We start from the raw sequence: 23,519 nt of genomic DNA, 5'->3' as shown, positions 1-23,519 counted from the left end.
TCCTAATCGTTGCTTGATTTTTTTGTTGAAACCGGTCGGAAATAATCCGTATTCTGATAAAAGCTGGTCTTGATATTAGCACTGCACCAACCAGGCACCCCTAATAATGGCAATGGAGTCAATTGCCCATTATCAAGAAGTAACCCGCCGTTAGCAATTTGTTGCTGCAATTTCTGATCAAGAAAACTGTAAGCATCTGTTAAAGACCAGTGACTAAATCCTGCCGGGACATCGATAAACAGGCATTTTGCGGTTAAGCCTAAAAAGGGCCGGGTGGCCATTTCATAGATAGCATGGCCAAAAATAACCGGCCTGACGCCCTGCCACCAGTCACTGCGCTGCGTCACAAAGGTGTGTTGCCACTGATGGTTGCGCAGCAGCGTTGCATGCTGCGGCATAGCAGGCTCCAGGCAGATAATGACCCCGCACTCATCCAGCAAGGTCAGCTTATTGCGCAGCTTACTGCGCTGCTTTGCCCCGTGCTTGGTTATCTCGGCCATATGCAGCTGATTAAGCAACGTTTTAGTCTTTGGAAACAAACACCAGATTAATCCGCCAAAAAAGTCATGCCAGTTATCGCTTCGGGTAGGCACTTGTCCGGTTGCATAAATATACGCTTCGTAATAGCGACCGTCAGCGCTTAGCGATTCATTATCAACAAACCTTACCGCTGTGGTTGGCGCAAACTGATTAAGCCAGGCTATATCTGGTGCGGCGTCGCGCCTGCTAATATCAAAAAACTGCTCCAGGTCGGCAAAGATCGGATTACCTGAAACACACTCAGCGTCCCACCATGGTGGCGGCATAAAACGGTTTTTTACCTCATTTTTTAGCATAGCGTATAGTTTCTGTTGCTGGGGCTGAACGTTTTCAGCGCGAATTACTTAGCTAAAGCGCAAAAAAGCGCTTGCAATTTTATGCCGGCATGGCACATTCAGGAAGTACGTTTAGACGTACATACTGCCAAAACTACCCATCGTCTTTCGAAATCTTTTGGGTATAAAAGTGTTTATTCGAAATTAATTAATAGAGGTTATCATGTGTTCGATATTTGGGGTGCTTGACATCAGTACTGATGTCAAAGCGTTGCGCCAGCAGGCGCTGCAGTTATCTAAGTTATTACGTCATCGCGGTCCTGACTGGTCAGGTATTTGGAATGACGATAATGCCATTCTGGTGCACGAGCGTCTGGCAATTGTAGATACTGAAAACGGCGCCCAACCGCTTATTAATGATAATCGAAATCACATTCTGGCAGTGAATGGTGAGATCTACAATCATAAGCAACTCGAAAAAGAGCTTGCTACGCCTTACCCGTTTAAAACCAAATCTGATTGTGAAGTTATTCTGCCGCTGTATTTAGAACATGGCGCCGACTTCCTGGATAAGTTGCACGGTATGTTCGCCTTTATTTTGTACGATGCAGAACAAAGCCGCTATCTTATCGCTCGCGATCATATCGGCATTATCCCGCTGTATTATGGCTATGACGAAAACGGCCAGCTATTCGTAGCCTCTGAGCTTAAGGCGCTGGTGCCGGTCTGTAAGCAGATTAAAGAGTTTCCCCCCGGACATTACTTTGACAGCAAAATAGGCGAGCTACGCAGTTATTATAGCCGTGACTGGCAAAGTTTTGATGCCGTTAAAGACAACCCTGCCAGCGAGACTGAATTAAAGGCGGCACTGGAACACAGTGTCAAAACCCACCTTATGTCAGATGTGCCTTATGGCGTCTTGCTATCTGGCGGCCTGGATTCCTCATTAATCTCAGCTATTGCCCAGCAGTATGCCAAACGCCGGGTAGAAGATAACGACCAGTCTGAGGCATGGTGGCCGCGTTTGCACTCATTTGCAGTGGGTTTACCGGGATCTCCGGATCTGGCTGCCGCCCAGAAAGTAGCCGATGCGATTGGCACCGTGCATCATACGGTGCATTTTACGGTGCAAGAGGCACTCGACGCGCTACGGGACGTTATATATTTTCTGGAAACCTATGACGTCACTACTATTCGGGCTTCTACCCCGATGTATCTGATGGCCCGCAAAATTAAAGCCATGGGCATTAAAATGGTACTGTCGGGTGAGGGCGCAGATGAAATTTTCGGTGGCTATTTGTATTTTCATAAGGCGCCAGATGCTAAAGAGTTTCATGAAGAAACCTTACGCAAACTAAAGCGATTACATATGTTCGACTGTAACCGGGCTAACAAAGCCATGTCGGCCTGGGGTATCGAAGCCCGGGTGCCCTTTCTCGATAAAGAGTTTATGGATGTCGCCATGCGCTTAAACCCACAGGCGAAAATGTGTGGCAATGGCAAAATGGAGAAACATATTCTGCGCCAGGCGTTTGATGGTTTATTGCCCAAGGAAATTTTGTGGCGCCAGAAGGAGCAATTCTCTGATGGCGTGGGCTACAACTGGATAGACAGCTTAAAAGCGCATGCCGGCAAAGAAGTCAGCGATCAGCAAATGGCCACTGCCAGCTTCCGCTTCCCGGTTAATACGCCCGATAGCAAAGAGGCCTACTACTACCGGGTGATTTTTGAGGAGCACTTCCCGCATGCCGGTGCTATTAGCTGTGTACCTGGTGGTAAATCGGTCGCCTGCTCTACCCCGGAAGCATTAGCCTGGGATGCCAAAATGGCAGAAATGACTGACCCGTCCGGCCGGGCCGTGCGGGATGTTCACACTCAGGGTTACTAGTTCACCGGTAACGTTGCCATAAGTAAACCATTCGGTTAATAAAACAGGTCACCTTGGCGTGACCTGTTTTATTTATCAGCGCGATATATTCGAGACGGTAATTAACTGGCACAATATCGGCTAACATTTGGATGATAATCAGTTATTTTATAGTAATCACTGACAACTTAATCACTAACAACTGTCAGGAGCTGACACTATGCACGTATCTACTTTGTTCATCGCAAGCGCTCTGACATTAGTTTTTGGCAGTTTAAGCCCCAGTGCCCTGGCCAATGAACTGCATTTACGCGGCCAGTGGCTCAGTGATACAGATGGGCATCGGCTGGTTGACCCGCAAAGCTCTGGCTTAACCCTGCGTCATAACGAACTCATTCATATCGGGGATAATAGTGCTGCCATGCCCCAGCGCAATGTCTTATTAAAGATTAACCCGACGACCGGCCAACTGACGGCCGCGCCCGTTAACATAACAGTGGCTGAGTCGCTAACTAAAGGCTGTTTTGGCGCCTTATTAGCTGCCTATCCTGACTGGGAGTCGTTAACCTGGGACCGACAGGATGACACCACTTTGATCACCGTTACCGAAGACTCGTCTGACTATCAACTTAGCCCTGAATGCGCCAGGCGCTATCAGGCGACCCACTCCACGCCATACCCAACATTGCTGGTTAAAATTAAAACTGATAAAGCCCTGAGCAAAGCCGAAATTGTTGCAGTACGGCCGGTACAGTTTCCAGAGCAGGCGAAGGTGGGCAATTTTGCCAATGATGGAATTGAAGGGCTGGCAATAGATAACAACGCTAATTTGTATCTGGCACTGGAAAAAAACCTGGCAAATGCGCCAATGATTTTTGTGACACCCTATAACAATGACTTCTGGCAGCTTCAGGAGTTTGTCGCAGTGCGCGACACTGGTTTTGTACTGCCTGTGCCTGATGCAAACAACCATCCTATTAATGGTCTGGATTACTTGCCACACCCGGATAGCACCCATCCGGGTTACCTGGTCGCGGCCGCGCGCAATGATGATGAAATATGGGTTATCGACATCAGCCAGCAGCAAGCACCTTTTGTGCAGCAACTGCAATTTTATGCGCCGAATCCGCCGGTCAGCCTGACCAAAGTGCAAAGCACCGCCCAAAACGCTACAGATAAGTCCTGTCCGGCTTATGAAAAACTCAAAAACACCTCAATTGAAGGGGTAGCGGTAGCAGGAGATCAGGTTTATCTGGTTAATGACCCATGGAAAAGCAAATACCCTGACAACATTCAATGCCAGGCCAACAGCGAAAATTATAAACAGTTTTCACCGCTGCTTTTTCAATTAAACACCGACCCACGCTGGTTTATTCAACCCTGAACATGCCGCTAACCAGCGCTAGGTAGCATCGATACCTTCTGCTATCATTGCCGGCCAGGAAATGTGCTGTTGGTTTAGTTAATTTTGCCAGCTTACGATACCGCTAAAATAACCGTGTTGCAGGATACACTATGATTAACCACTTTCGCGTGCTTGGCATTAAAACCAATGCCAGCGATGACGATATTAAAAAAGCCTATAAACGCCTGTCTAATCGCTACCACCCGGATAAATTGCTGGGGCAAAGCGATGAAGAGAAAGAACTGGCTGCAACTCAGCTGCAACGGATTAAGCAGGCCTATGAAGTGTTGTCAGATCCAAAACTAAAAAGCGCTTTTATAAAAGACTTTAATAATGTCATTGTAACCGACCCTGCCGCCGCCATGCAGGAACTGTGGGATCACTACTACTGACAAACTGCTATTATCTTTAACATAGGTTTGAACTTTTACTTAAACAGGTCGTCACCCCGCTATGGCTACAAAACTTAATTTAAAGCGCATTCGCGCCCTGCAAACAGATGCCAGAGAAAATATTGAATCTTATCTGGATCCAGAAACCCCGAAAGCGCTGGAACAATATACCGCGAAAATGAAGGCGGTATTGTTGCGCGACCCCAAACTGCTGGAATCATTACCGGAATATCTGCCGGTAGCGCTATTTGGCCGGGTAAAATTCCCGGCGGCAGCTCAGGCTAAATGGCAGCAGTGGCTTAATACCGGCACAGCCCCAAGCTGGGATGAGTTTAAAACATCCGCCGCCTTTAATAACGCTGATGTAGAACTGGTAAAAGCAATTCGGGCATACTCAGAGCCCATGCTAATAGAAAGCTGCGCGGTATTATTTTTAATGGCGCATGGTGACAAGCTTAATACCAATGGCGGCGGGCGCAGTGCTGGCCAGCATCGTCCAGATGCTGATGACGGGCAAGCTGATATGGACGATTTGGCGCCAGAGGATGATTTTAGCAGCGACAATTACAGCAATGAAAGCTACGACAGTGATGGCTATAGCAACGATGACAACAATGACGATAACGGCTTTAACGATGGCGTTGATAGCGACGAGCCAGGTTATGACAACCAATACGATGACATTCGCTTTAACAGAGAGAAACCTGAATGACTAATTTGATTGAAATTGCGGTTGCCGAAATTAAAGAGCTGGCCGTTATTGAGCCGAAACAGGCCAGCAAAAAATTTGAATTAATTGCCAATACCATGAGCGATGAGCAATTGGTTGAGGTGATTGAAAATATTGATATCGTCACCCTTACCCAAATGAACAGCCAGCACGATATTTCGTTTCCGTCCATTATTTCCGAGCTGATGAGCCCGGAGCGGATCCGCGATATCGTCTGTCAACAGCCATTGTACTGGGAAGAGAAAATCAAAAATAATGCTGACGAGCTACAGCAACATACTTTTGATTTTTTAACCTATCTTATCCGCACCCAGGACAACGAAGAGAAACAAGCTGAAATTTTAGAGTGTGTGGCAGAAGATCCGGCCGGCTTGTTTTATTTGTCTATCCCTTTTATTGAGTTGTACCGCGGTGAAGCTATTACTGATGACGATGGTCTGCACGATATGCTGCATGACGAAGAAGAAGACTTAGAAGAAGCCGTGCGCTACACCGAGCGGCAGATGAATGAAGATGCGCATGGTCTTGGTATTGACGATCCACGCAGCTTGCTGGCGCTTATCCGGCAGCTGGCGCCCCGGGTAGAACAGGCTATTAAAGCGCTTATTCGCAATGAAAATTCAGGCTGGGAAGGCATTATTAATAAATTCGCCACCGAGCTGGTAATGCAAGCCAAAGAGAAAAACCAGGCGAAAGATGAATTTGCCGAAGTGGACGATATGTTCAGCTTTTTAGACTAACCGTTATCTAACCTGCCTTTATTGGCAGGGAAGCAGGGAAAACCATGCAGTTAATGTTACGTGATGGCAGCACAGGGCCGTTTTTAAGTCAGGTGATCAGCGGTGCACTGGCAGCCGAGCAGCTAAATACTGCACAGCTTAGCCAGATTAAAAGCAAAGCGGTGCTGATGAGCCTGAAGTTTGCTGATAAATTTTATAATAAATATAAAATGCACCTGCTGGAACAAGCCGCACATGACGTTATTGGGATAGTGAGCCTGGGTTTACTGGAGCTGGCAGACCACGATAAGCAACGTGCTCTGGCCCTGCTACTGGCACCCGAAGGCCTGGTAAAGCCGTTTCAGAAAGGCTGGAGCATGCTAAACACCGTTAGCAGAAGCAGCAGCAAGTCATTATATGGTGACGTGGAAGAGCAGCTACTGCAGCAGGTATCCAGCCCACCCGATGCAGAAGATTGGAGTGGCTGGCAACATTATCAGCAGGCCTTAATTGAGCACCGGCGCAACCAGAGTATGCAGCTACTGCAGCAGCAATTTTACGCCCGCAGTCATTTTGATGAGTTTGAGCATTTCAGCTTAGAAGAGGTATTAGCCGAAGTAGTATTTTATCGCGCCCTGACCGGTGGCGACAAAGTACGCCAGGATTTAAAAAAACGACTGCATAGCATTACCTTGCAACAACACTGGTTTAACGACACGTTTTTTGCACTGCAAACCGAAGCTACCCTGGCCGAGTTGCCTGCGGCCAATGCAGAGGCTATTCGCGCCGATTTAGGTCAGCATTTTGTGCCAGCATTGGCACGCACCTTAAGCTTTGCCAAAGATTACCAGGCCCTTGCAAAAAAAGACGCGTCACCCGAAAAGCTGGACGCGTTTGAAGGTAAACAAGGTCTGACTAATCCGCTACTAGGCTGGCCGCAGTACCTGGAATTATAAAGAGCCCGGTCTGGTAAAATGGCTTTGTGGTGTAATTTGTGTTGAACACACTTGAGCACCTTGCTGGCTTTGCCTACAATGACGCACTTTTAATTTGCGAAGACTAACGCTATGACTGATACCACAACTAACAATACCGCAACCACTGCTACAGTAACTGATGAGCTGGCAACCCAGCCACAGCTTCCTGATCAGCTGTCGGTGAACCCGCGCAGCCCACATTACAATGCAGATGTTTTTAAACATGATGTCGGTATCAGGCTAAACGGCAAAGAGCGTTTTGATGTGGAAGAATATTGCATTAGCGAAGGTTGGGTAAAAGTGGCTGCAGGTAAGGCGGTAGACCGTCGTGGCCAGCCGTTACTAATGAAAGTAAAAGGCAAGGTTGAAGCTTTTTACCGTTAAGTGAAGTAACAGACACTTAACTATTGGCTGCTAACGCTTTAGCTTGAGCTTTGGCAGTTTTCTCACCCACCAGTATCGCCCCCCAACGGCGCAGTAATTCGAAGCCAGCCAGACAAGCCAGTACGGCCAGGCCTGCCAGTAACATACCGCTCAGGCCAAGCCGCTGCTGCTCTGCATACAAGGTCCAGATAAACTGCCCAACACATAATGTTGCCACCACCAGCAGCGTCGGTTTACGGCCAATTATGGCCACAATAAAGACTCCAAGCGGCGCACCTATTGCCACTACCGGTGCCGCGGCCAGCCAGTTTTCAAACACGCCCGGGGCCAGCCCCTGCCCCGACACGATTTTAACAAGCACCCCGAGCACCGAGGTAAACGCCATAATCACCACTGAGGTAGGAATGGCAATTTTCAAGTCAGCCCGGCACAACAGTACAAGTGCGGTGTACAGCACCATATCAATGCCAACACCCGTAACGGCGGCCACAGTAGCGCCCGCCAGCACACCAATCCAGAGCCCGAGTTTAAAATCCCATTTTTCATCAAAGTCGGTGATGCCGCTGTGGCCGGCAATTTCATTTAAACGCCATAAATGCAGTAAGCCGAAACTGGCCCAAACCACGGCAAACAGCAGTTTTATCCACAATTCAGGCACATAAGGTGCAATAAAGAAAATACCAAAAGGCGTACCGAACAATGCACCTAGAATCGCGCCGTTCAAAGTGGCCCAGGCTAGCGGCTGGCGTCTGGCCAGAATAAATATTGCGGCGCTGGTCATACCTATAGATTGAATAGCAAAGCTGAAATCCCGGCCCAGGCTGGCAGGAAGTTCAAATAACAATACTAGCACCGGAAAGCCGACTGTACCGCCGCCCATCGGGGTCGAGCCTGCCGCATAGCTGCCAATGGTCATTGCGACGGCCATCGGCCAGTGCGCAGCGGCAGTAGACCAATACCCTAACCCGGCAACAAGGTATAGCCAGACAGCGTAAAAACCTGCCAGCCATAATAACCAAATCCACAACCGGCTTTTCAGGGGCCGCTGTAATGTCATGCTGTTTATCCTTGCTTAATTACGTCACTGCCTGATTAACCCAACCTTTATAAAAGCGTTTTAATAGCGCCACCAAGGCCGTCCAGCGTTAATGGAAACATGCGTTTAGTCATGATCTGACTAATCTGGTCAATGGAAAAGTAGTGTTGCCACCATTGCTGTGGTTGTGGGTTAAGCCATACTGCTTTCGGGTATTGATTAAGTAACCGCTGCAGCCAGACTTTACCGGGCAACGCATTAAAATGCTCGACACTGCCCCCCGGATACTCTATTTCATAAGGGCCCATGGTGGCATCGCCGACAAATATCAGTTTATAGTCGCTGCCATAGGTATGAATAATATCGTCCACTTTTATCTGCTCAGTGTAACGTCGTTTATTGTCACGCCAAACGCCCTCATAAACACAGTTATGAAAGTAGAAAAATTCCAGATGTTTAAACTCTGTTTTAACCGCAGCAAACAGCTTCTGACATTGCTCAATATGGTCATCCATTGAACCGCCAACGTCAAAAAAGACCAATAACTTTATGGCATTATGCCGCTCACGAATAAAGCGCAAGTCCAGCCAGCCCGCCTGCTCCGACGTTGCCTGAATGGTACCCTGCAAATCCAGCTCGGTCTCGCTTCCAGTACGGGCGAATTTACGTAGCTGCTTTAATGCCAGTTTAATACTGCGGTTATTGAGTTCGCCGTCGGTGTCTAAATCTTTAAACTCACGCTTATCCCACACTTTCACAGCCCGGCGCTGGCCACTGCCCTGCTGGCCAATGCGCACTCCCTCCGGGTTAAAACCGTAAGCGCCAAAGGGTGACGTGCCGCCGGTGCCAACCCACTTATTGCCACCGGCATGTTTTTTTTGCTGCTCGGCTAAGCGCTCGCGTAAGGTTTCCAGTAATTTATCCAGCCCGCCCAGTGCTTGCAATTTCGCTTTATCTTCATCGCTTAACTTACGCAGCGCTTCCGGCACCAGCCATTCGGGCGGAATACTGGCGGCAATATCGACCTCAGCTACACCTTCAAAATAATCGGCAAAGGCGCGGTCAAACTTGTCGTACTGCGTTTCATCTTTGACCAGGCATAACCGGGATAACTGATAAAACGCCTCGGTATCGGCAAAGATCACTTGCTGTTTTAAGGCGTTGAGTAAATCCAGCAGCTCGGTAATACTGGTTTTTAAGCCGTATTTACGCAGAGTAAAAAAGAAATCAATTAACATATTGTTTGCCTTGGCGCTGTCGAATCGCTAAGGGCAACAACACTTGCCCCGGCTCGTCGCAGCAACTCGCTCGGGCTCGCGCCCTCACTCAGACACTCTGCGCCGACCGAAACAAGGTTCTGGCCCTCTGCTCGCATCAGTATTACATTCAACCCTGCGAACAAAACACATGATACAAACATCCCTTAACGTCCCTGACGCTTCGCTAAAAACGCCAGCTTTTCAACCAGGGCAACATCCTGCTCGTTTTTCAGTAACGCGCCAAACATTGGCATCAGCCCGCCTTTTTGCTGTTTATCAGTTAACACGCTGGCCGGGATATCTTCTGCCAACAACAGCTTTAACCAGTCCAACAGCTCAGAGGTAGAGGGCTTTTTCTTCAATCCCGGTAATTCGCGCAGCTCAAAAAATATTTCCAGCGCAGTGCTAAGCAGCTGTTGTTGAATATCAGGGTAATGCACCGCCACAATCGAGCGCAGCGTTTGCGCATCAGGAAAGCGAATATAGTGAAAAAAGCAGCGGCGCAAAAAGGCGTCGGGCAGCTCTTTTTCATTGTTCGAGGTAATGATAACGATTGGCCGTTCAACTGCACGTATCTGCTCGCCTGTTTCATGGACATAAAACGCCATCTGGTCCAGTTCGTGCAGCAAATCGTTTGGAAACTCGATATCGGCCTTGTCAATTTCATCAATCAGCAACACTGGCCGCTTCGCTGCGGTAAAGGCCTGCCATAATTTGCCTGGACGAATATAGTTGCCAATATCCTGCACCTTGTCACTACCCAGTTGGCTGTCGCGCAGCCGCGATACGGCATCATATTCATACAAACCATGCTGAGCTTTAGTTGTGGACTTGATATGCCACTGAATAAGCTCAGTATTAAGACTCTGGGCCAGCTCTTCCGCCAATCTCGTTTTACCTGTGCCCGGCTCGCCTTTAATCAGTAATGGTTTCTGCAGCGTTACCGCTGCGTTAACCGCCAGGCCAAGCTCAGTCGATACGATATAATTGTCAGTACTTTCAAAGGCCATCTTCATCCTCTTGCGGTAAAATTTTCAGCTAAAGTGAAATGATATAAGTTATAGCCAAACGCTACTTCATCTTTTATGCTGCTGGCGTATTCTTAGCAGCATTATCATTGTAATTGGAGCTTTTTATGGCAAACGTATTTGCAGACCACTCATTGTCTATCGGTCGCACCCCTCTGGTCAAATTAAACCGGACCATTACTGGTGGTGCCAATGTCTACGCGAAGATTGAATCACGTAACCCCAGCTTCAGTGTTAAATGCCGCTTAGGCTCTGCACTTATCTGGGATGCTGAAAAGCGTGGTGTTCTCACGGCCGACAAAGAAATTATTGAGCCAACCTCAGGTAATACCGGTATTGCTCTGGCATTTGTTGCCGCCAGCCGGGGGTATAAACTCACCCTGACGATGCCTGCTACCATGAGCCTCGAGCGGCGTAAGCTGTTAAAAGCGTTGGGTGCTAACTTAGTGCTGACAGAAGGCCCTAAAGGCATGAAAGGCGCAATTGAAAAAGCGCATGAAATTCTGGCGTCAGATCCAAACCGTTATGTGTTGCTACAGCAATTTGAGAACCCGGCCAACCCGCAAATTCACGTGGATACCACAGGTCCGGAAATTTTTAACGATTTAGACGGTAAAGTAGATATTTTTATCGCCGGCGTTGGCACCGGCGGCACCATCACTGGCGTCAGCCGTTATTTAAAAGAAGTGAAGAAAATGCCGGTGCACATTGTTGCGGTAGAGCCGACTGAGTCTCCGGTGATCAGCCAGGCCAAAGCCGGCGAAGAAATTAAGCCCGGACCGCATAAAATTCAGGGTATCGGCGCCGGTTTTATTCCAGGCAACCTCGACTTATCATTGATTGATGAAGTCGAAACAGTAAGCAGTGAAGACGCCTTTGCCGCCACCCACCGCCTGATGAAAGAAGAAGGTATTCTGGCCGGTATTTCATCTGGTGCCGCGTTAATCGCAGCGCAGCGCCAGGCAGCGAAACCGGAAAATGCCGGTAAAAATATTGTGGTTATTCTGGCCAGTGCTGCTGAGCGTTATTTATCCAGTCCGCTGTTTGCTAACATATTTACTGAGCAGGAACTTCAGCCTTAAGCTCAGGTTTGCTGTAATACAGGCCGCTTAATGCGGCCTTTTCTCTTTACACTGACTGAATAAAATTCCACACTGCCATCATAGTATGTCACAAAGGTTAGCCGCTGATGAAAATGATACTGCTAATTCTCCTTAGCGTAACGCTGCTCTGCGCTTGTAAAGAAAAACCAACAAGCAACACACACTGGGGTACCCCTGAGCATATTGCCACCGAGTTTTTTCATGCGCTTTACAATGATAAAGACTTGGAAAAAGCCAAAAGTTTAAGTACTGATGAATTTGCCGCTCTGTTAGATTCTTACGTAACGCCGCGCCAGGTTGGCAGAACACTGATGAACATGTCTTACGATACGGTCACGATTGAAGTAAACCGCAGTGGTCAGAACTTGCGCCAGCAATATGATGAAAACGCGGATATTACTCTGGTATTTAGCGGTGAGCGCGACGGTAAAAAAATGGATAACCTGCGAACAGTCAGCCTGGTAAAAAAAAGCGGTAAGTGGTTGGTAACAGAAGTAAAAGTCGATCCGTTTAGCAGCACCGCAACTTACTGAGCCCTATCAGGCAAAAAGAGTGCGATGCATTTGCCGTATTATTTTTTTGTGAAAAAGCCCTGCAGCTGCTGCTGACATGCATCACTTTTCAGCAATTGGCCAAAAACCTCAAGCTCTGTAGCAATAACCTTATCGGCTTTACGTTTTACTTTGCCACGAAGTAACGCTTTGCTCTGTTGCACGGCCTCAGCAGGTAACATGGCCAGTTGCAGGGCTTTATCCGCAGCAAAGGCCAGTAACGCTGTGCTATCGACTTGTTGGTTCACCAGTCCCATGGCCACCGCCTGCTCGGTATCAAACGCCTCCCCTAACAACAGATACTGGGCTGCGCGCTGGTAGCCGACCAGTTGCGGTAGCAACAAGCTTGATGCCGCCTCCGGACATAATCCTAACTGACTAAATGGCATTTGAAAGCGACACCCCGGTGCAGCATACACCAGGTCACAGTGCAGTAAAGCTGTCGTGCCAATACCAATTGCCAACCCGGCCACTGCGGCCACTATTGGCTTGGTGAACGCGTTTAGCTGGTATAAGAACGCGACGGTAGGATGATGGGCATCAAGCTCACCTGCCCTGAGGAAGTCCTTTAAATCATTGCCACTGGAAAAACAGCTATCCGAACCCTGCAAGACCACTACTTTGACGGCGGGATCTCTGCTGGCTTTCTGCAACGCTTCAGTCAGCTGGTTATACATCGCCAGGCTAATCGCGTTTTTTTTATCTGGTCGCTGCAGGCTAAGCGTTAGCACGCCAGCATCATTCTGCGTTATCTGTACACTCATAATTTTGCTCTTATTCTGCTTTTCTACTTACTCAATCAATGATATCAGAAGCCAGCCGCTGTTCCTTCCCGTCTTGGATCAGCAGCCCCATGCAGCCCGACGGGCGTAATCTCTATTGCATGAATACCCGAATTAAGATCCTGCACTTTAACCTGGTACCCCATGGCTTGCAGAGCAGGTGCTAATGCTGCCAACGGGGTGCCAGCTTCTAACGCAAGATAATCATTACGATGGGTAAAGCGCGGTAAATTAACTGCTTGCTCCAAATCCATATTCCAATCAAGCACGGCCACCAGATTTTGCGCAACATAATTAATAATTCTGCTGCCCCCGGGCGAACCGGTTAATAAAGTCAGATTGTTGTCGTTATCAAACACCATCATTGGCGCCATAGAACTGCGTGGACGTTTGTTGCCCTGCACCCGATTCGCCACTAATTTACCGTCAATTTCTGCTTGTAAACTAAAGTCAGTAAGTTGATTGTTCAATAAATAACCATTTACCATCAAGCCCGAGCCAAATACATTTTCAATACTGGTGGTCATGCTGACTGCATTACCATATTGATCCACCACCGACAAATGACTGGTATTTTCAAACTCAATTGCAGCCGCATCTGCCAGAGGCTTTGCACCGGCTGGCTGACCAGCACTAACGTCAGTCAGGTTTTGTTGCGGGTTAATCAGCTTTGCCCTGCTGGCTAAATAAGCGGGGTCAAGTAAACCGGCAACCGGCACCGGACTATAGTCCTGATCAGCTAAATAGCGCTCTCTGTCAGCAAATGCCAACCGGGCTGCCTGACTGATAAGATGTACAGCCTGCAGCGAATTCGCTGGCATTTTGGCTAATTCAAATTCAGATAAAATACCCAGTATTTGCAACACCGCTATGCCGCCTGAACTAGGTGGTGCCATACCGCACACCTGATACTGGCGGTACGGCTGGCATAACACCTCGCGCTCAATTGCCTGATAATTGGTTAAGTCCTGTAGGGATAATTGTCCAGGGTTGATAGCTGCGCCGCGCACTGTGGCCACCAGCGCCTGGGCATTTGCTCCCTGATAAAAGGCACTGACACCCTCTGCAGCAATCGCTCTGAGTAATTTGCCATACGCAGGATTAGTGATCTGTTGACCGGCCTTCAATGGTTGGCCATTGGGATAAAAATAATCCTTGGCTGGTGCCAGGTTTTTAACGCCCTCATTCCAGCCCATCTTAAGGTGTTTGGCCATGCGTGGGGTCACATTAAAACCTTGTTCGGCAGCCTCAATTGCATCGGTAAACAACTCAGACCAAGACAACCGGCCATACTGCTGATGCGCTTGTTCAAGGGCTTTTAAAACGCCGGGCACCCCCACTGACTTGCCGCCCACATAGGCGCTTCGCCAGTCCAGTGTTTTACCATCATCAGTAAATAATCTCTCATTAGCCAGGGCCGGAGCAGTTTCACGGCCATCAAAGCTGGTTAAGCGCTGGCCGTTTTTTTGCCAGTGTAAAATAAAGGCGCCGCCGCCAATGCCAGAACTTTGCGGCTCTACCAGCCCCAACATTAACTGCGTGGCGATAGCGGCATCAATAGCACTGCCGCCTTTGGCCAGTACACGCTGGCCAGCCGCCACCGCTAAAGGATGTGCCGCAGCGACCATCGCCTGCTTACTGCGGATTAATTGCTGCTCAGTTAAACCGGTAGCAGCCTCAGGCTCACGGGTTTCCTGCTGCACCGGCGCTGTTGCTGTTGCACATTCGCTGACCAATAGCAGAGTAAAACTTGTCAACAACAGATAAAACGGTTTCATATTTTTTTCCCATTGGATGCAGCGTTACACCCTAACCAGAAGCGTGCAGCAGATCAAGCGTGTTCAACGGCTGATCAAGGCGTTCAGCGAAATACAACTTGATATCGCTTACAAATTAGTTTTGGATAGCGCTATTCTTACTCTTACTTTAATTTCAGGCGAGCATGCAGCCATTATTTAACGCTAAAGCAGGTTTTGGCCCTTTTTATCTCTTGTTATTACTGGCCATTCTAGCCTTTATGCTACCAGAACCGATGCAACAAACGCTGACCTACCAACAAGCGAACGTCGCCAGTGGCGAAGCATGGCGGTTAATCAGCGGCCATTTGCTCCATTCAAACTTTTACCACCTGCTATTAAATGGCGGCGGTTTGCTGGTCATTATGCTGCTGCATGCCGGTTATCAACGCCAACTAGCGTTAGTGTGGCAGCTGCTGTTTAACGCGGTGCTGATCAGTAGCCTGATGTTTTGGTTTCAACCCGACATTCAACGGTACGTCGGATTATCCGGAGTATTGCATGGCTTGCTGTTTTTTGGGGCACTACTGGACATTAAAACCGGCAAAACCGGCGGCGTGCTGCTTACTTTAGGTATTCTGGCAAAAATAATCTATGAACAATTTCAGGGACCAGACCCGCAGTTAGGCCAGTTAATTAGTGCTACCGTGGCAATTGATGCCCATTTATACGGTGTTATTGGCGGCGCGTTATTATTTAGTTTTGTAATGATTAACGCTAAGCTGCGTAAAAAGCCTATATCTTGATTACACTCATGCGCAGAGCCTAAACGTATTGTTGAGCGCTCTAAACAAGAATCAACTTGCAGTATCCGCAAGACGGCGCCGCGCCTCGCTGACCACCGCTTTAAATAAATGGCGTTGGCGCCGAATAAAAATTAAAAACTCCGGATGCCACTGCACTCCCATCACAAACTGACGTGATGGGTCCTCCACCGCCTGGACAATATTGTCCAGATCACGACCAACAATCTTCAAGCCCTTACCAAGCTTATCAATTGCCTGATTATGTAAACTGTTTATCCGGGCTTTGCGACACTGAAAAATCTTTTGTAAAGCAGAATCAGTCTGTTCCAGACACAGAGTTTTAAGCGGTAACACGGTCCAGCGCATTGACGTATGCTGCCGTTGCTTGGTTAATTGCTGAAATAAACTGCCTCCCCGACTCACGTTCAATAACTGTGCACCGCGACAAATTCCCAGCATGGGTAATTGCTCAGCTTCTGCTTTTTTAATTACTGCCATTTCCAGTTCGTCCCGCGCCTGATCGTACTTTGGCTGCACTTCTGCCTCAGCTGCATACAAAACCGGATCAACATCATGGCCACCGGTAATGACCACCCCATCAAACCGCTTAGCTGACAGCTTACTTGATGGCTTTAATTGCAGCGGTACTCCGCCGTACCACCTGACCGCAATGGCAACAAGGGTTCTTGGCCCGAATGCGCCACGCTCCGGACCGGTTATGGCAATTACAGGTTTAGCCATTGCTGCTCTACCTCGCTTACCCAGGACTTCTTTGAACTGCCGATCTTTGCCATGTAGTGCTGGTAAGCTGCCATGCACTGTTGCAAACGTTTCTGATCATATGCCAGCATTTCAACCTGAGCCCAGCCATCCCAGGCACGTTGTAAGCTCCAGTCAGCCTGATGAATTTCACAGCTGGGTAACCGGTAGTGGAAAGCAGGCCGTGCTTTAATCAGTTTATTATCGGTAACCGCTCTGACCCGCTCTTTGTCGAGGTGCAAAAACAACGGCAGGCAATCCAACGCCCGGTTGCGACTGGGGTTAAACTCCAGATAGTCATCTATTAATTTAGCCAGGCTGGGCTGATAATTTTTATCAAGAATTTTCTGCTGATACGCTGTTGGGTAAGGCTCAATATAAGAGGTAAGATTCCGAATAAAATCGATATTTTCACGTTGCCGCAGCCAGGGCTGTAAACAGACAAAAGCTTGAATAATACGTAGTAACACATTTTCGTCTGCCGCGGGGATCTCAGGGTTTAGTTGCAAACCAAACGCATAACGTAGCGACTCAGACGAGCCTTTTGCACCTGCTTCGCGCAATTTTGCAATAAGTTCAGCCACAGTATTAAGCTGTGCAAATGACAACGGCGGCGTGACTAATTCCACCGGCACCAATTGTTTGGCCACTGCGGCCAGCATCGACTCCAGCGACTCCTGCACATTATCTGTTATCGAGTCAGCTTTAAATTTTTGTTCACCCATTTTAGCTAACAACTGAAAATCGAGCTCTACCAGCCAGTCACCTGCCGGATCGCCGCTAATTTTGTAACGATAACGACCGCTCTCTTCAGCGCTGAGCGATAAATGCGTGGCAACCAATTGCTGCACGTCATGCAGCTCCAGGCCACTGAATTCTATTTCAATCCCAAAGCGTCTGGGCTTTTCACGATGGCTTGTTTGCCACGGTAACGTCTTAAAAGCAGTTTTACTGGACAAATTCACCTCGTGCTTAGTTACTGAAAAATAGCCTAAAGTACCGGCTAAGCCTTGTCAACAAACTGGCTAAATGCGGCAATACCACAAGCTTTAGGTTAAACTAGCCACTTTGGTCATCAGGAAAGAATAGTTTTGAAAACACTTTTGCAATCTAGCTGGCCACTGTTTCTTGGCGTCGCCATTGTCGGTATGACGACAGGCTTGCAGAACACGTTACTATCGCTGCGCGCTGAACTGGAAGGCTTCGCCAGTGTCAGTATTGGCTTGATGCTGGCCGGGTATTTTATTGGTTTTTTGCTGGGGTCAATCCGTGCCCCAAAAATGATTATGCGGGTAGGTCATATCCGGGCCTTTGCTGCCTTGGCGTCAATGGCTTCTATCAGCATTTTGCTGCATGCTATCTGGGTTAATACCTACGCCTGGTTTTTTCTACGGCTACTATCAGGTTTTTGTTTCTCTGCTATTTTTGTGATTGCCGAAAGCTGGGTAAATGATAAAGCAGACAATCAGAACCGCGGCACACTGCTGTCTTTATATGTATCAATGTTATTCGGCGGTATTGGCCTGGGCCAGTTTCTCATTACAGTTGGCGACCCTCGGGATTTTATTCAGTTCAGTCTGGTGTCAGTGTTAATAAGTGCCGCAGTCATTCCGCTGTTAATCACCAAAACGCCGGCCCCGACGTTTCAGCAAGCTGAAAAAATGCCGGTTCGTCAGCTATTAAAAATGGTGCCACTGGGCGTGCTGGGCTGCTTTATTTTGCAATTTGGTTACGCCTCGATGTTTGGTTTTGGGCCGGTCTATTTTTCCAGGTTGGGTTTACCGCTACTTAATATCGCCAGCCTGATGGCCATATTTATCTTCGGTTGTCTGTGTATGCAGTTTCAATTAGGTAAGTTGTCAGATCGTTTTGACCGCAAGCTGATTATGACGGTGTGTGGATTTGGCGCCAGTACGGTCGCAGTCTGGCTGGCGCAGCTAACTGCCGCCAGCGGTTGGCAGCTGTATCTGGCTTGTTATATTTTTGGTGCGTTATTTTTGCCGCTGTATTCTATGGCAATTGCCCATACGAATGATCATCTGGCAAAACGACAGATGGTTGCAGCCAGCAGCGTGCTTATCCGAGCTAATGGCTTAGGTGCTATCGGCGGTTTAATGTTATCCGGATTACTGCTTGACCAGTTTGGCAGCGCCGTATTTTTCTATTTTATTGGCCTGCTACCCGCTATTGTCGCACTCATGGCGTTTTATCATTATTGCTTCCGGCGCCATACCAGTCAGCGACCTCACTCTAATGCGGTGTCGCCGACTCAGGTTACCCAAACCATGATTAACAACGCCCTGAATGATGATTAAGACTGCCATATTCCGGCACTAACGCTAACACGCCAGACAAGGTAACTGGCATATTCTGCAATCAGTTTGCTGTATAAATCATAATTACTGAGGTTAACGGTAAACATGCAATTCAGGTGGCAGTTCAGTGGGCGAAAGGTTTGGCTGCTTACCGTCGTTAAACCCGCATTTAACTGGTGATAACCGATAAGTTTAGTTACCCGCCAACCATGAAAATCGCTGGTAACCACTTGCAGACGTTGTTGCTTACCGAGCCGTCTACTTAACTGACTAAACTCCTGATAGGTGTTATCGCCGGCATCAAAACAATCCACTACCAGGGGCTGGGATTGCTGGTTGAGCAAATAATCCTGATAGGGCTGACAATGGCGGGTAGTGATAATCACCGCCGCTGTCTGTCCGCCCAAGGTTTGTCCCAGCCGGTCCAGTCTGGCCATTGCGCAAGCTGGCAATGTCTCGGTCGAGCCACCACACCCCAGTACCACATAGGTGCTGTTACTTTGTGGCAGACTGCTGCCGCCAATCTGGCCAGCGTAGTGGCTTCGTACCATATTGGCGAAATAAGTATTTCCCGCCAGATAAAACCCCAGCAGTAATAGCCACAGGCCTTTTTTGCGATAAAAAACACACGCAACTAAAAAAGCATACAAAAAAATATTCTGTGGATATAAAAAAGGTTCAAGTAAGTCTTTCATCTGGCCCTCGTGCAACGTTTGGCATGGTGCTGGCTAACGGTGAAATAAGCCGCTGATTAAATACCGCAGCATTGAGCAACGCCCAGGGTAGCCACAGCATGCCCGACGTCAGAATATGGCCGGCAAACATCGACACCCCCAGTAATAACACATTAATAAACAACACCGTTGCGGCTAATGGGTGTTCATACAAGCGACGACTGCAAGCATAAATAAAGTGGCCGAATGTCAGGCCAAAAATCAGCGCCCCCGCAATGCCGTAGAATACCATCAGATCAAACAGGTCAATTTCAATAAAGTATTTTTTCAGCAAGACACTCACGCCGGCGACTCCTACCCCAAACAAGCGGTGTAACCCGCTATAGTGTTGTTCTGTCTGCTGCCAGATCACCGTTAAATACAAATCTCTGGATGACAATACAATACCTGCCACGCCCCGCTGCTGGTAAGCATAAGCCAGTTTGTCATATATCCCGGCCGCGCGTAGCACTGGCTCTGCGTACCACAACAGTAACAGCACTGCGCTTAAGAGCAGTAGCAGACAGCTTAGTAAGATTTTACGGTGTTGCCGCCAGAAACCGGGCCGTGCGCTCAATAAAGGAATAAAGGTTACCAGCAGCACGCTACCTAGCAGGCCGGTTTTCGTCAGCAGCAATATAGCACTGCCGATCGTTAGCAGGCTAACGGCAACAAAGCAGGCTTTGTTTAGCGGCCAGCTGCGCCATAACAACCAGCCACTGACCACCAGTAGCACAGCAGCTAATTCATTGGTTGAGTAAAAAAAGCCTTTTAACCCTAAAAATGACTGCGCAACATTATCCATTGGCTGATAAGCGGTATCACCAAAACCGGCCAGTCCCAGTGCCAGGTTCAGTTGAATAACAAGAAAACTCAATAGCATCAGCCGGTCTGTCATTACGGTAAAACCAACAGGATACCGCGCACAAAACTGCTGGTAAAAACGAAACGCCAGTAACGGTGCCAGGGCCTTTAACAACACTGGAAGTTCGTTACCAGCAAACCCTGCCGCACCTGCGTTCTGCAGCACCGGCAATGTCAGATAGCTGTATAACGGGCCTGTCAGCGCTAATAACAGCAACCCTACTAACAGCAGCAAGGCTTTGTCGCGCCAGAGGATCAATTGCCAAACCAATAAAGTCAGCAACACTGCTTTATAAAACAGTGACCACGGCAACGCCAGTGGCAACGATTGCAAGGCGCCACTGATACTGTCCACCAGTAAAAACCAGGGCGCCAGATAAAATAGTAATATCGCCGGCCAGCTTTTAGCTGCCAGTTCAGGCAGGGGTAACGGCGATGCTGACCCAGGGAAGTGCAGTTGCAGCATTACTTTTTAAATAATCCGGCAAGCCCCTTGCTGAACACCCGAATACGCAAACTGCTGAGACGAGCCATTTTTTGCTTAAGATAATATCGCCACTTTAACTTTTGCAAACCAAAGCGGCATTGGCGCAGCAACTCCAGTAAACCTAACGGTTGTTTTTCCATCATCAACCGGTAAAACATCTGGTTTTGTAAATTGCGCTCACTCATCAAAGCCCGGTGTTTGGCAACAAACTGCTTGTGGGCGTCTAAGCGTTTTGGTGAATTCGTGATCCGGCCAAGTTCGTGCCCCACATTTACTTTATAACTGGCATCACTGATGCGCCGCGCCGGCCCAAACTGTGCGACCACTCTTACCCACATATCATAGTCCTGAAACGCGGCCAGGTTTTCATCAAAACCCTGTAATTGCAGCATCCTGTCTCGCGTTACCAGAGCCTGATTCGATAAGGTATGTAAATCAAGCAAACTGCTCAGGGTCACCATCTCATCTTTGGCAAATAAAGTTTTCTGCACGCTGCCATAATCCCAGATATAACCGGAACTTACACAGCTATACTGGGCATCGTAAGCCCGGTACAAGCTGCTAAGACGATGAGGCAAAAACTCATCGTCATCGTCAATGCCGGTAACAAACTCACCCTTAGCATTGAAAATAGCCAGGTTGCGGGCGGCACAGGCTCCCTTGCCTTCGCTCTGGCGAAAAAACCGTACCCTGTCGTCATTGCCATATTTATTGGTCAGCGTCACCCAGGTGTCGTCTTTAGAAGCGTCATCGACCACCAGTAGTTCAAAGTGGGGATAGTCTTGTGCCAGCACCGAATCAATGGCCCGGATAGCCATTTGCACCCGGTTATAAGTCGGCATATAGACACTAATTAACGGCCAGTCTTGTTTAGCGCTCATGTTTGTCATCCTGTTACACCTTGCCTGTCCAATACCACCACAGATAGCGCATTAAGCCGAGCTGGCGGCCTATTCTACTCGGTTGCAATACCAGCCGATAAGCCCATTCCAGGTTCAGTTTACACCACAGTGCCGGCGCCCGTTTTACGTTGCCGGTATACACATCATAGGTGCCACCCACCCCCATATAAAAACAATCAGGATGTGCTTGCTGCAGCCGCTGGATTAGCAGTTCTTGCCTTGGTGATCCCATGGCAACAGTAATGATACGCGGATCACACTGTTTAATCTGGGCAATAAGGGCAGCTTCATCTTTAAAATACCCATCAACAGCCCCCACCACTAACGTGCCCCCGGCAATAAGTTTGTCATGGGTCTGGGCTAAAACCTGTGGTTTTGCGCCAACAATAAATACCGGCACCTGATATTTCGCCGCACGTAACATCAGCGCTTGCCACAGTTCACAGCCTGGTATCCGCGCTACATGACGCTTCAGACGACGGCGCATGGCTTTGACTACGCCAATACCGTCGGCATAGCGGATATCTGCTGCCTCAATCACCTGACGAAGTGACGTGTTGTGACTGGCAGTGAGTACCTTTTCCGGATTTACTGCAATGGCAGAGCCTGCAAAAACAGGTCCGTTGGCGGGCACAATATACTCCAGCAGCGCGGTCATATCTTTAAAAGCTGCCACATCAATAACGCCAATCTTTACCTGCTCTGGCATCGCTGTTTGCTGTGCTGTTTGCATCATATCTGACATAGTTCACACTTTCCGATAAAGACAAATTAATTTTGAAACCACATCACTGACTAAACACTGCTCTGCCCACGCTCTGGCCTCAAGCTGCATTTGCTGATAGTCCGAAGCAGGTAATTGCCACAGTTGCTCCAGTGCCGCTAATAAACCCGCCACTACCCGCTGCTCATTTTGGCTATCGCTTTCACTATGCTGTGCGACCAGATAACCATTTACGCCATGTTGGATCTGGGCCGCAGCACCATCAGTATAGGTGGCAACTACCGGGGTATGGCAAGCCATCGCTTCTGCCATAACCAGTCCAAATGACTCATGGCGCGAGGTACTGATAAAACAGCGGGCTTGCCGGTATAAACCCGCCAGTTCACTGGCCGTTTGCGGCCCCAGTATGCTGACGTTAGGAAATACCGCAGCAGCTTGCTGTAGTTTAGACAACCAGGGGCCAGTTCCGGCAATAACAATTTTCTTATTAGTTAATCCCGGTAATAACCCGATTAAACGATCGATACCTTTGTTAAAATCAAGGCTGCCGACATACAGTAAGTCTATAGGCTTGCTAGCCAGTTCAAGCGGTGTTTGCTCTGCAAAACTATCTGCGATACCGGCAGATAGTACCGAATTGGGCGAACACGGTAAGCTAAACCGACTTTTCAGCGCGTCACTGGTGAAAATCCAGTGCTGCACTTTATCAGCACACCAGCGATACCAGGGTCCTGGTGGCTGATATTTATAGATATCGCTACCATGGCAGGTCACGATAATTTTTGCCCTGGGGTTTCGCAATAACCGGTATAACAGCGCCAGCCAAATCGTCGGATAGAAAAAATGAACATGAACAACCGAGTAGGTGCGCCGGCTAAGAATAAACCGCCAGATAAAATCTAATAAAAATACCGGATATTTCAGTAACCGGTTCAGCATTGAGTCAGCATGCCAGCGCATAAAATGATAACCAGGGTTAATTGCAGCCAGGCCATTAACTTGCGCAGTTACAAACTGGCCCTGAAATGGTGCTGACGGTTTCGGGCCCATATTGGTAATAATTAATACGCTGGGTTCGTTACGTAACGTTTTACTGTCCAAAAGCCGCTATTCCTGACTACAATAGGCACAAGGCCATTAAAAGTACTTAGTTTATAGCTAATTA

The 23,519-nt window shown here is 48.3% G+C and carries 24 protein-coding genes; 11 read left to right on the top strand and 13 right to left on the bottom strand.

From position 1 onward, the window contains the following. Positions 1 to 2: 2 nt before the first annotated feature. Positions 3 to 836 carry a DUF3025 domain-containing protein gene (locus tag B2X65_RS07495; protein WP_290611672.1) on the bottom strand — a complete coding sequence of 278 codons (834 nt, stop codon included), beginning with the start codon at positions 834 to 836 and terminating at the stop codon, positions 3 to 5. 202 nt (positions 837 to 1,038) lie between these two features. Between B2X65_RS07495 and asnB the strand changes: the two genes are divergently transcribed. The 7 genes from asnB (at position 1,039) to B2X65_RS07460 (ending at position 7,289) form a co-directional block, all read left to right on the top strand. Further along, positions 1,039 to 2,703: an asparagine synthase B gene (asnB, locus tag B2X65_RS07490; protein WP_290611671.1), complete on the top strand. Its 1,665-nt coding sequence runs from the start codon at positions 1,039 to 1,041 to the stop codon at positions 2,701 to 2,703. A gap of 199 nt (positions 2,704 to 2,902) precedes the next feature. Continuing rightward, complete coding sequence (locus B2X65_RS07485) at positions 2,903 to 4,066, top strand: hypothetical protein (RefSeq protein ID WP_290611670.1); 1,164 nt, start codon at positions 2,903 to 2,905, stop codon at positions 4,064 to 4,066. Between the two features lie 131 nt (positions 4,067 to 4,197). Beyond that, on the top strand, positions 4,198 to 4,479 hold the full coding sequence (locus B2X65_RS07480) for a J domain-containing protein (RefSeq protein ID WP_290611668.1): 282 nt from the start codon (positions 4,198 to 4,200) through the stop codon (positions 4,477 to 4,479). 61 nt (positions 4,480 to 4,540) lie between these two features. Continuing rightward, on the top strand, positions 4,541 to 5,191 hold the full coding sequence (atcA, locus tag B2X65_RS07475; protein ID WP_290611666.1) for a cold adaptation protein AtcA: 651 nt from the start codon (positions 4,541 to 4,543) through the stop codon (positions 5,189 to 5,191). After that, positions 5,188 to 5,949 (top strand): cold adaptation protein AtcB, encoded by a 762-nt coding sequence (atcB, locus tag B2X65_RS07470; protein WP_290611665.1) that lies wholly within the window; start codon positions 5,188 to 5,190, stop codon positions 5,947 to 5,949. Before atcA ends, atcB begins: the two co-directional genes overlap by 4 nt. A 44-nt stretch (positions 5,950 to 5,993) precedes the next feature. Next, the gene (gene atcC / locus B2X65_RS07465; protein WP_290611664.1) at positions 5,994 to 6,884 is read left to right on the top strand and encodes a cold adaptation protein AtcC; all 891 of its coding nucleotides are present in this window, start codon (positions 5,994 to 5,996) and stop codon (positions 6,882 to 6,884) included. Between the two features lie 111 nt (positions 6,885 to 6,995). Then, complete coding sequence (locus B2X65_RS07460) at positions 6,996 to 7,289, top strand: DUF3297 family protein (protein ID WP_290611662.1); 294 nt, start codon at positions 6,996 to 6,998, stop codon at positions 7,287 to 7,289. Positions 7,290 to 7,305: 16 nt separating this feature from the next. Here B2X65_RS07460 and B2X65_RS07455 read toward each other — a convergent pair whose 3' ends face one another. The 3 genes from B2X65_RS07455 to B2X65_RS07445 all read right to left on the bottom strand — a co-directional run bounded on the left by B2X65_RS07455 (position 7,306) and on the right by B2X65_RS07445 (position 10,594). Continuing rightward, positions 7,306 to 8,346: a sulfite exporter TauE/SafE family protein gene (locus B2X65_RS07455; protein ID WP_290611661.1), complete on the bottom strand. Its 1,041-nt coding sequence runs from the start codon at positions 8,344 to 8,346 to the stop codon at positions 7,306 to 7,308. Between the two features lie 47 nt (positions 8,347 to 8,393). Beyond that, positions 8,394 to 9,563, bottom strand: a complete 1,170-nt coding sequence (locus B2X65_RS07450) for a vWA domain-containing protein (RefSeq protein WP_290611660.1) — start codon at positions 9,561 to 9,563, stop codon at positions 8,394 to 8,396. Between the two features lie 185 nt (positions 9,564 to 9,748). Beyond that, complete coding sequence (locus B2X65_RS07445; protein ID WP_290611659.1) at positions 9,749 to 10,594, bottom strand: AAA family ATPase; 846 nt, start codon at positions 10,592 to 10,594, stop codon at positions 9,749 to 9,751. A gap of 125 nt (positions 10,595 to 10,719) precedes the next feature. On the opposite strand from B2X65_RS07445, the gene cysK reads away from it, so the two are divergent. Both cysK and B2X65_RS07435 read left to right on the top strand, forming a co-directional pair. Then, positions 10,720 to 11,694: a cysteine synthase A gene (gene cysK, locus B2X65_RS07440; protein ID WP_290611657.1), complete on the top strand. Its 975-nt coding sequence runs from the start codon at positions 10,720 to 10,722 to the stop codon at positions 11,692 to 11,694. 107 nt (positions 11,695 to 11,801) lie between these two features. Continuing rightward, positions 11,802 to 12,248: a hypothetical protein gene (locus tag B2X65_RS07435; protein WP_290611656.1), complete on the top strand. Its 447-nt coding sequence runs from the start codon at positions 11,802 to 11,804 to the stop codon at positions 12,246 to 12,248. A gap of 38 nt (positions 12,249 to 12,286) precedes the next feature. Here the strand turns inward: B2X65_RS07435 and B2X65_RS07430 are convergent, their stop codons facing one another. Both B2X65_RS07430 and ggt read right to left on the bottom strand, forming a co-directional pair. Further along, positions 12,287 to 13,030, bottom strand: a complete 744-nt coding sequence (locus B2X65_RS07430; RefSeq protein ID WP_290611655.1) for an enoyl-CoA hydratase-related protein — start codon at positions 13,028 to 13,030, stop codon at positions 12,287 to 12,289. A gap of 44 nt (positions 13,031 to 13,074) precedes the next feature. Continuing rightward, positions 13,075 to 14,826 carry a gamma-glutamyltransferase gene (ggt, locus tag B2X65_RS07425; protein ID WP_290611654.1) on the bottom strand — a complete coding sequence of 584 codons (1,752 nt, stop codon included), beginning with the start codon at positions 14,824 to 14,826 and terminating at the stop codon, positions 13,075 to 13,077. A 164-nt stretch (positions 14,827 to 14,990) separates the two neighbouring features. Here ggt and rrtA point away from each other — a divergent pair, with 164 nt between their 5' ends. Then, positions 14,991 to 15,590: a rhombosortase gene (gene rrtA / locus B2X65_RS07420; RefSeq protein ID WP_290611653.1), complete on the top strand. Its 600-nt coding sequence runs from the start codon at positions 14,991 to 14,993 to the stop codon at positions 15,588 to 15,590. Positions 15,591 to 15,641: 51 nt separating this feature from the next. On the opposite strand, the gene B2X65_RS07415 is transcribed toward rrtA, so the two are convergent. Further along, entirely contained in the window at positions 15,642 to 16,331 is a 690-nt protein-coding gene (locus tag B2X65_RS07415) for a gamma-glutamyl-gamma-aminobutyrate hydrolase family protein (RefSeq protein ID WP_290611651.1), read from the bottom strand. Beyond that, positions 16,316 to 17,308 carry an amidoligase family protein gene (locus tag B2X65_RS07410; RefSeq protein WP_290611650.1) on the bottom strand — a complete coding sequence of 331 codons (993 nt, stop codon included), beginning with the start codon at positions 17,306 to 17,308 and terminating at the stop codon, positions 16,316 to 16,318. Before B2X65_RS07410 ends, B2X65_RS07415 begins: the two co-directional genes overlap by 16 nt. Positions 17,309 to 17,440: 132 nt before the next feature. Between B2X65_RS07410 and B2X65_RS07405 the strand changes: the two genes are divergently transcribed. Next, a complete protein-coding gene (locus B2X65_RS07405; RefSeq protein ID WP_290611648.1) occupies positions 17,441 to 18,664 on the top strand; it encodes an MFS transporter in 1,224 nt (407 codons plus the stop codon). Here B2X65_RS07405 and B2X65_RS07400 read toward each other — a convergent pair. From B2X65_RS07400 to B2X65_RS07380, 5 genes are read right to left on the bottom strand one after another with little or no spacing between them, the layout of a single operon-like run. Next, positions 18,661 to 19,359 (bottom strand): hypothetical protein, encoded by a 699-nt coding sequence (locus B2X65_RS07400; RefSeq protein WP_290611646.1) that lies wholly within the window; start codon positions 19,357 to 19,359, stop codon positions 18,661 to 18,663. The genes B2X65_RS07405 and B2X65_RS07400 overlap by 4 nt on opposite strands. Continuing rightward, positions 19,343 to 20,707, bottom strand: a complete 1,365-nt coding sequence (locus B2X65_RS07395) for an O-antigen ligase family protein (protein ID WP_290611644.1) — start codon at positions 20,705 to 20,707, stop codon at positions 19,343 to 19,345. Before B2X65_RS07395 ends, B2X65_RS07400 begins: the two co-directional genes overlap by 17 nt. Next, on the bottom strand, positions 20,707 to 21,609 hold the full coding sequence (locus B2X65_RS07390) for a glycosyltransferase (RefSeq protein ID WP_290611642.1): 903 nt from the start codon (positions 21,607 to 21,609) through the stop codon (positions 20,707 to 20,709). Before B2X65_RS07390 ends, B2X65_RS07395 begins: the two co-directional genes overlap by 1 nt. Positions 21,610 to 21,622: 13 nt before the next feature. Further along, positions 21,623 to 22,375, bottom strand: a complete 753-nt coding sequence (locus B2X65_RS07385; protein ID WP_290611640.1) for a WecB/TagA/CpsF family glycosyltransferase — start codon at positions 22,373 to 22,375, stop codon at positions 21,623 to 21,625. A gap of 3 nt (positions 22,376 to 22,378) precedes the next feature. Beyond that, positions 22,379 to 23,455 carry a glycosyltransferase family 4 protein gene (locus tag B2X65_RS07380; RefSeq protein ID WP_290611638.1) on the bottom strand — a complete coding sequence of 359 codons (1,077 nt, stop codon included), beginning with the start codon at positions 23,453 to 23,455 and terminating at the stop codon, positions 22,379 to 22,381. Between the last annotated feature and the right edge of the window lie 64 nt (positions 23,456 to 23,519).

Origin of the sequence: Arsukibacterium sp. UBA3155, from assembly GCA_002364615.1 — a bacterium.
Taxonomy (GTDB): domain Bacteria; phylum Pseudomonadota; class Gammaproteobacteria; order Enterobacterales; family Alteromonadaceae; genus Alishewanella.
The sequence above is the reverse complement of the archived record's forward strand: the minus strand, read 5'-3'. Positions and strand labels throughout refer to the sequence as shown.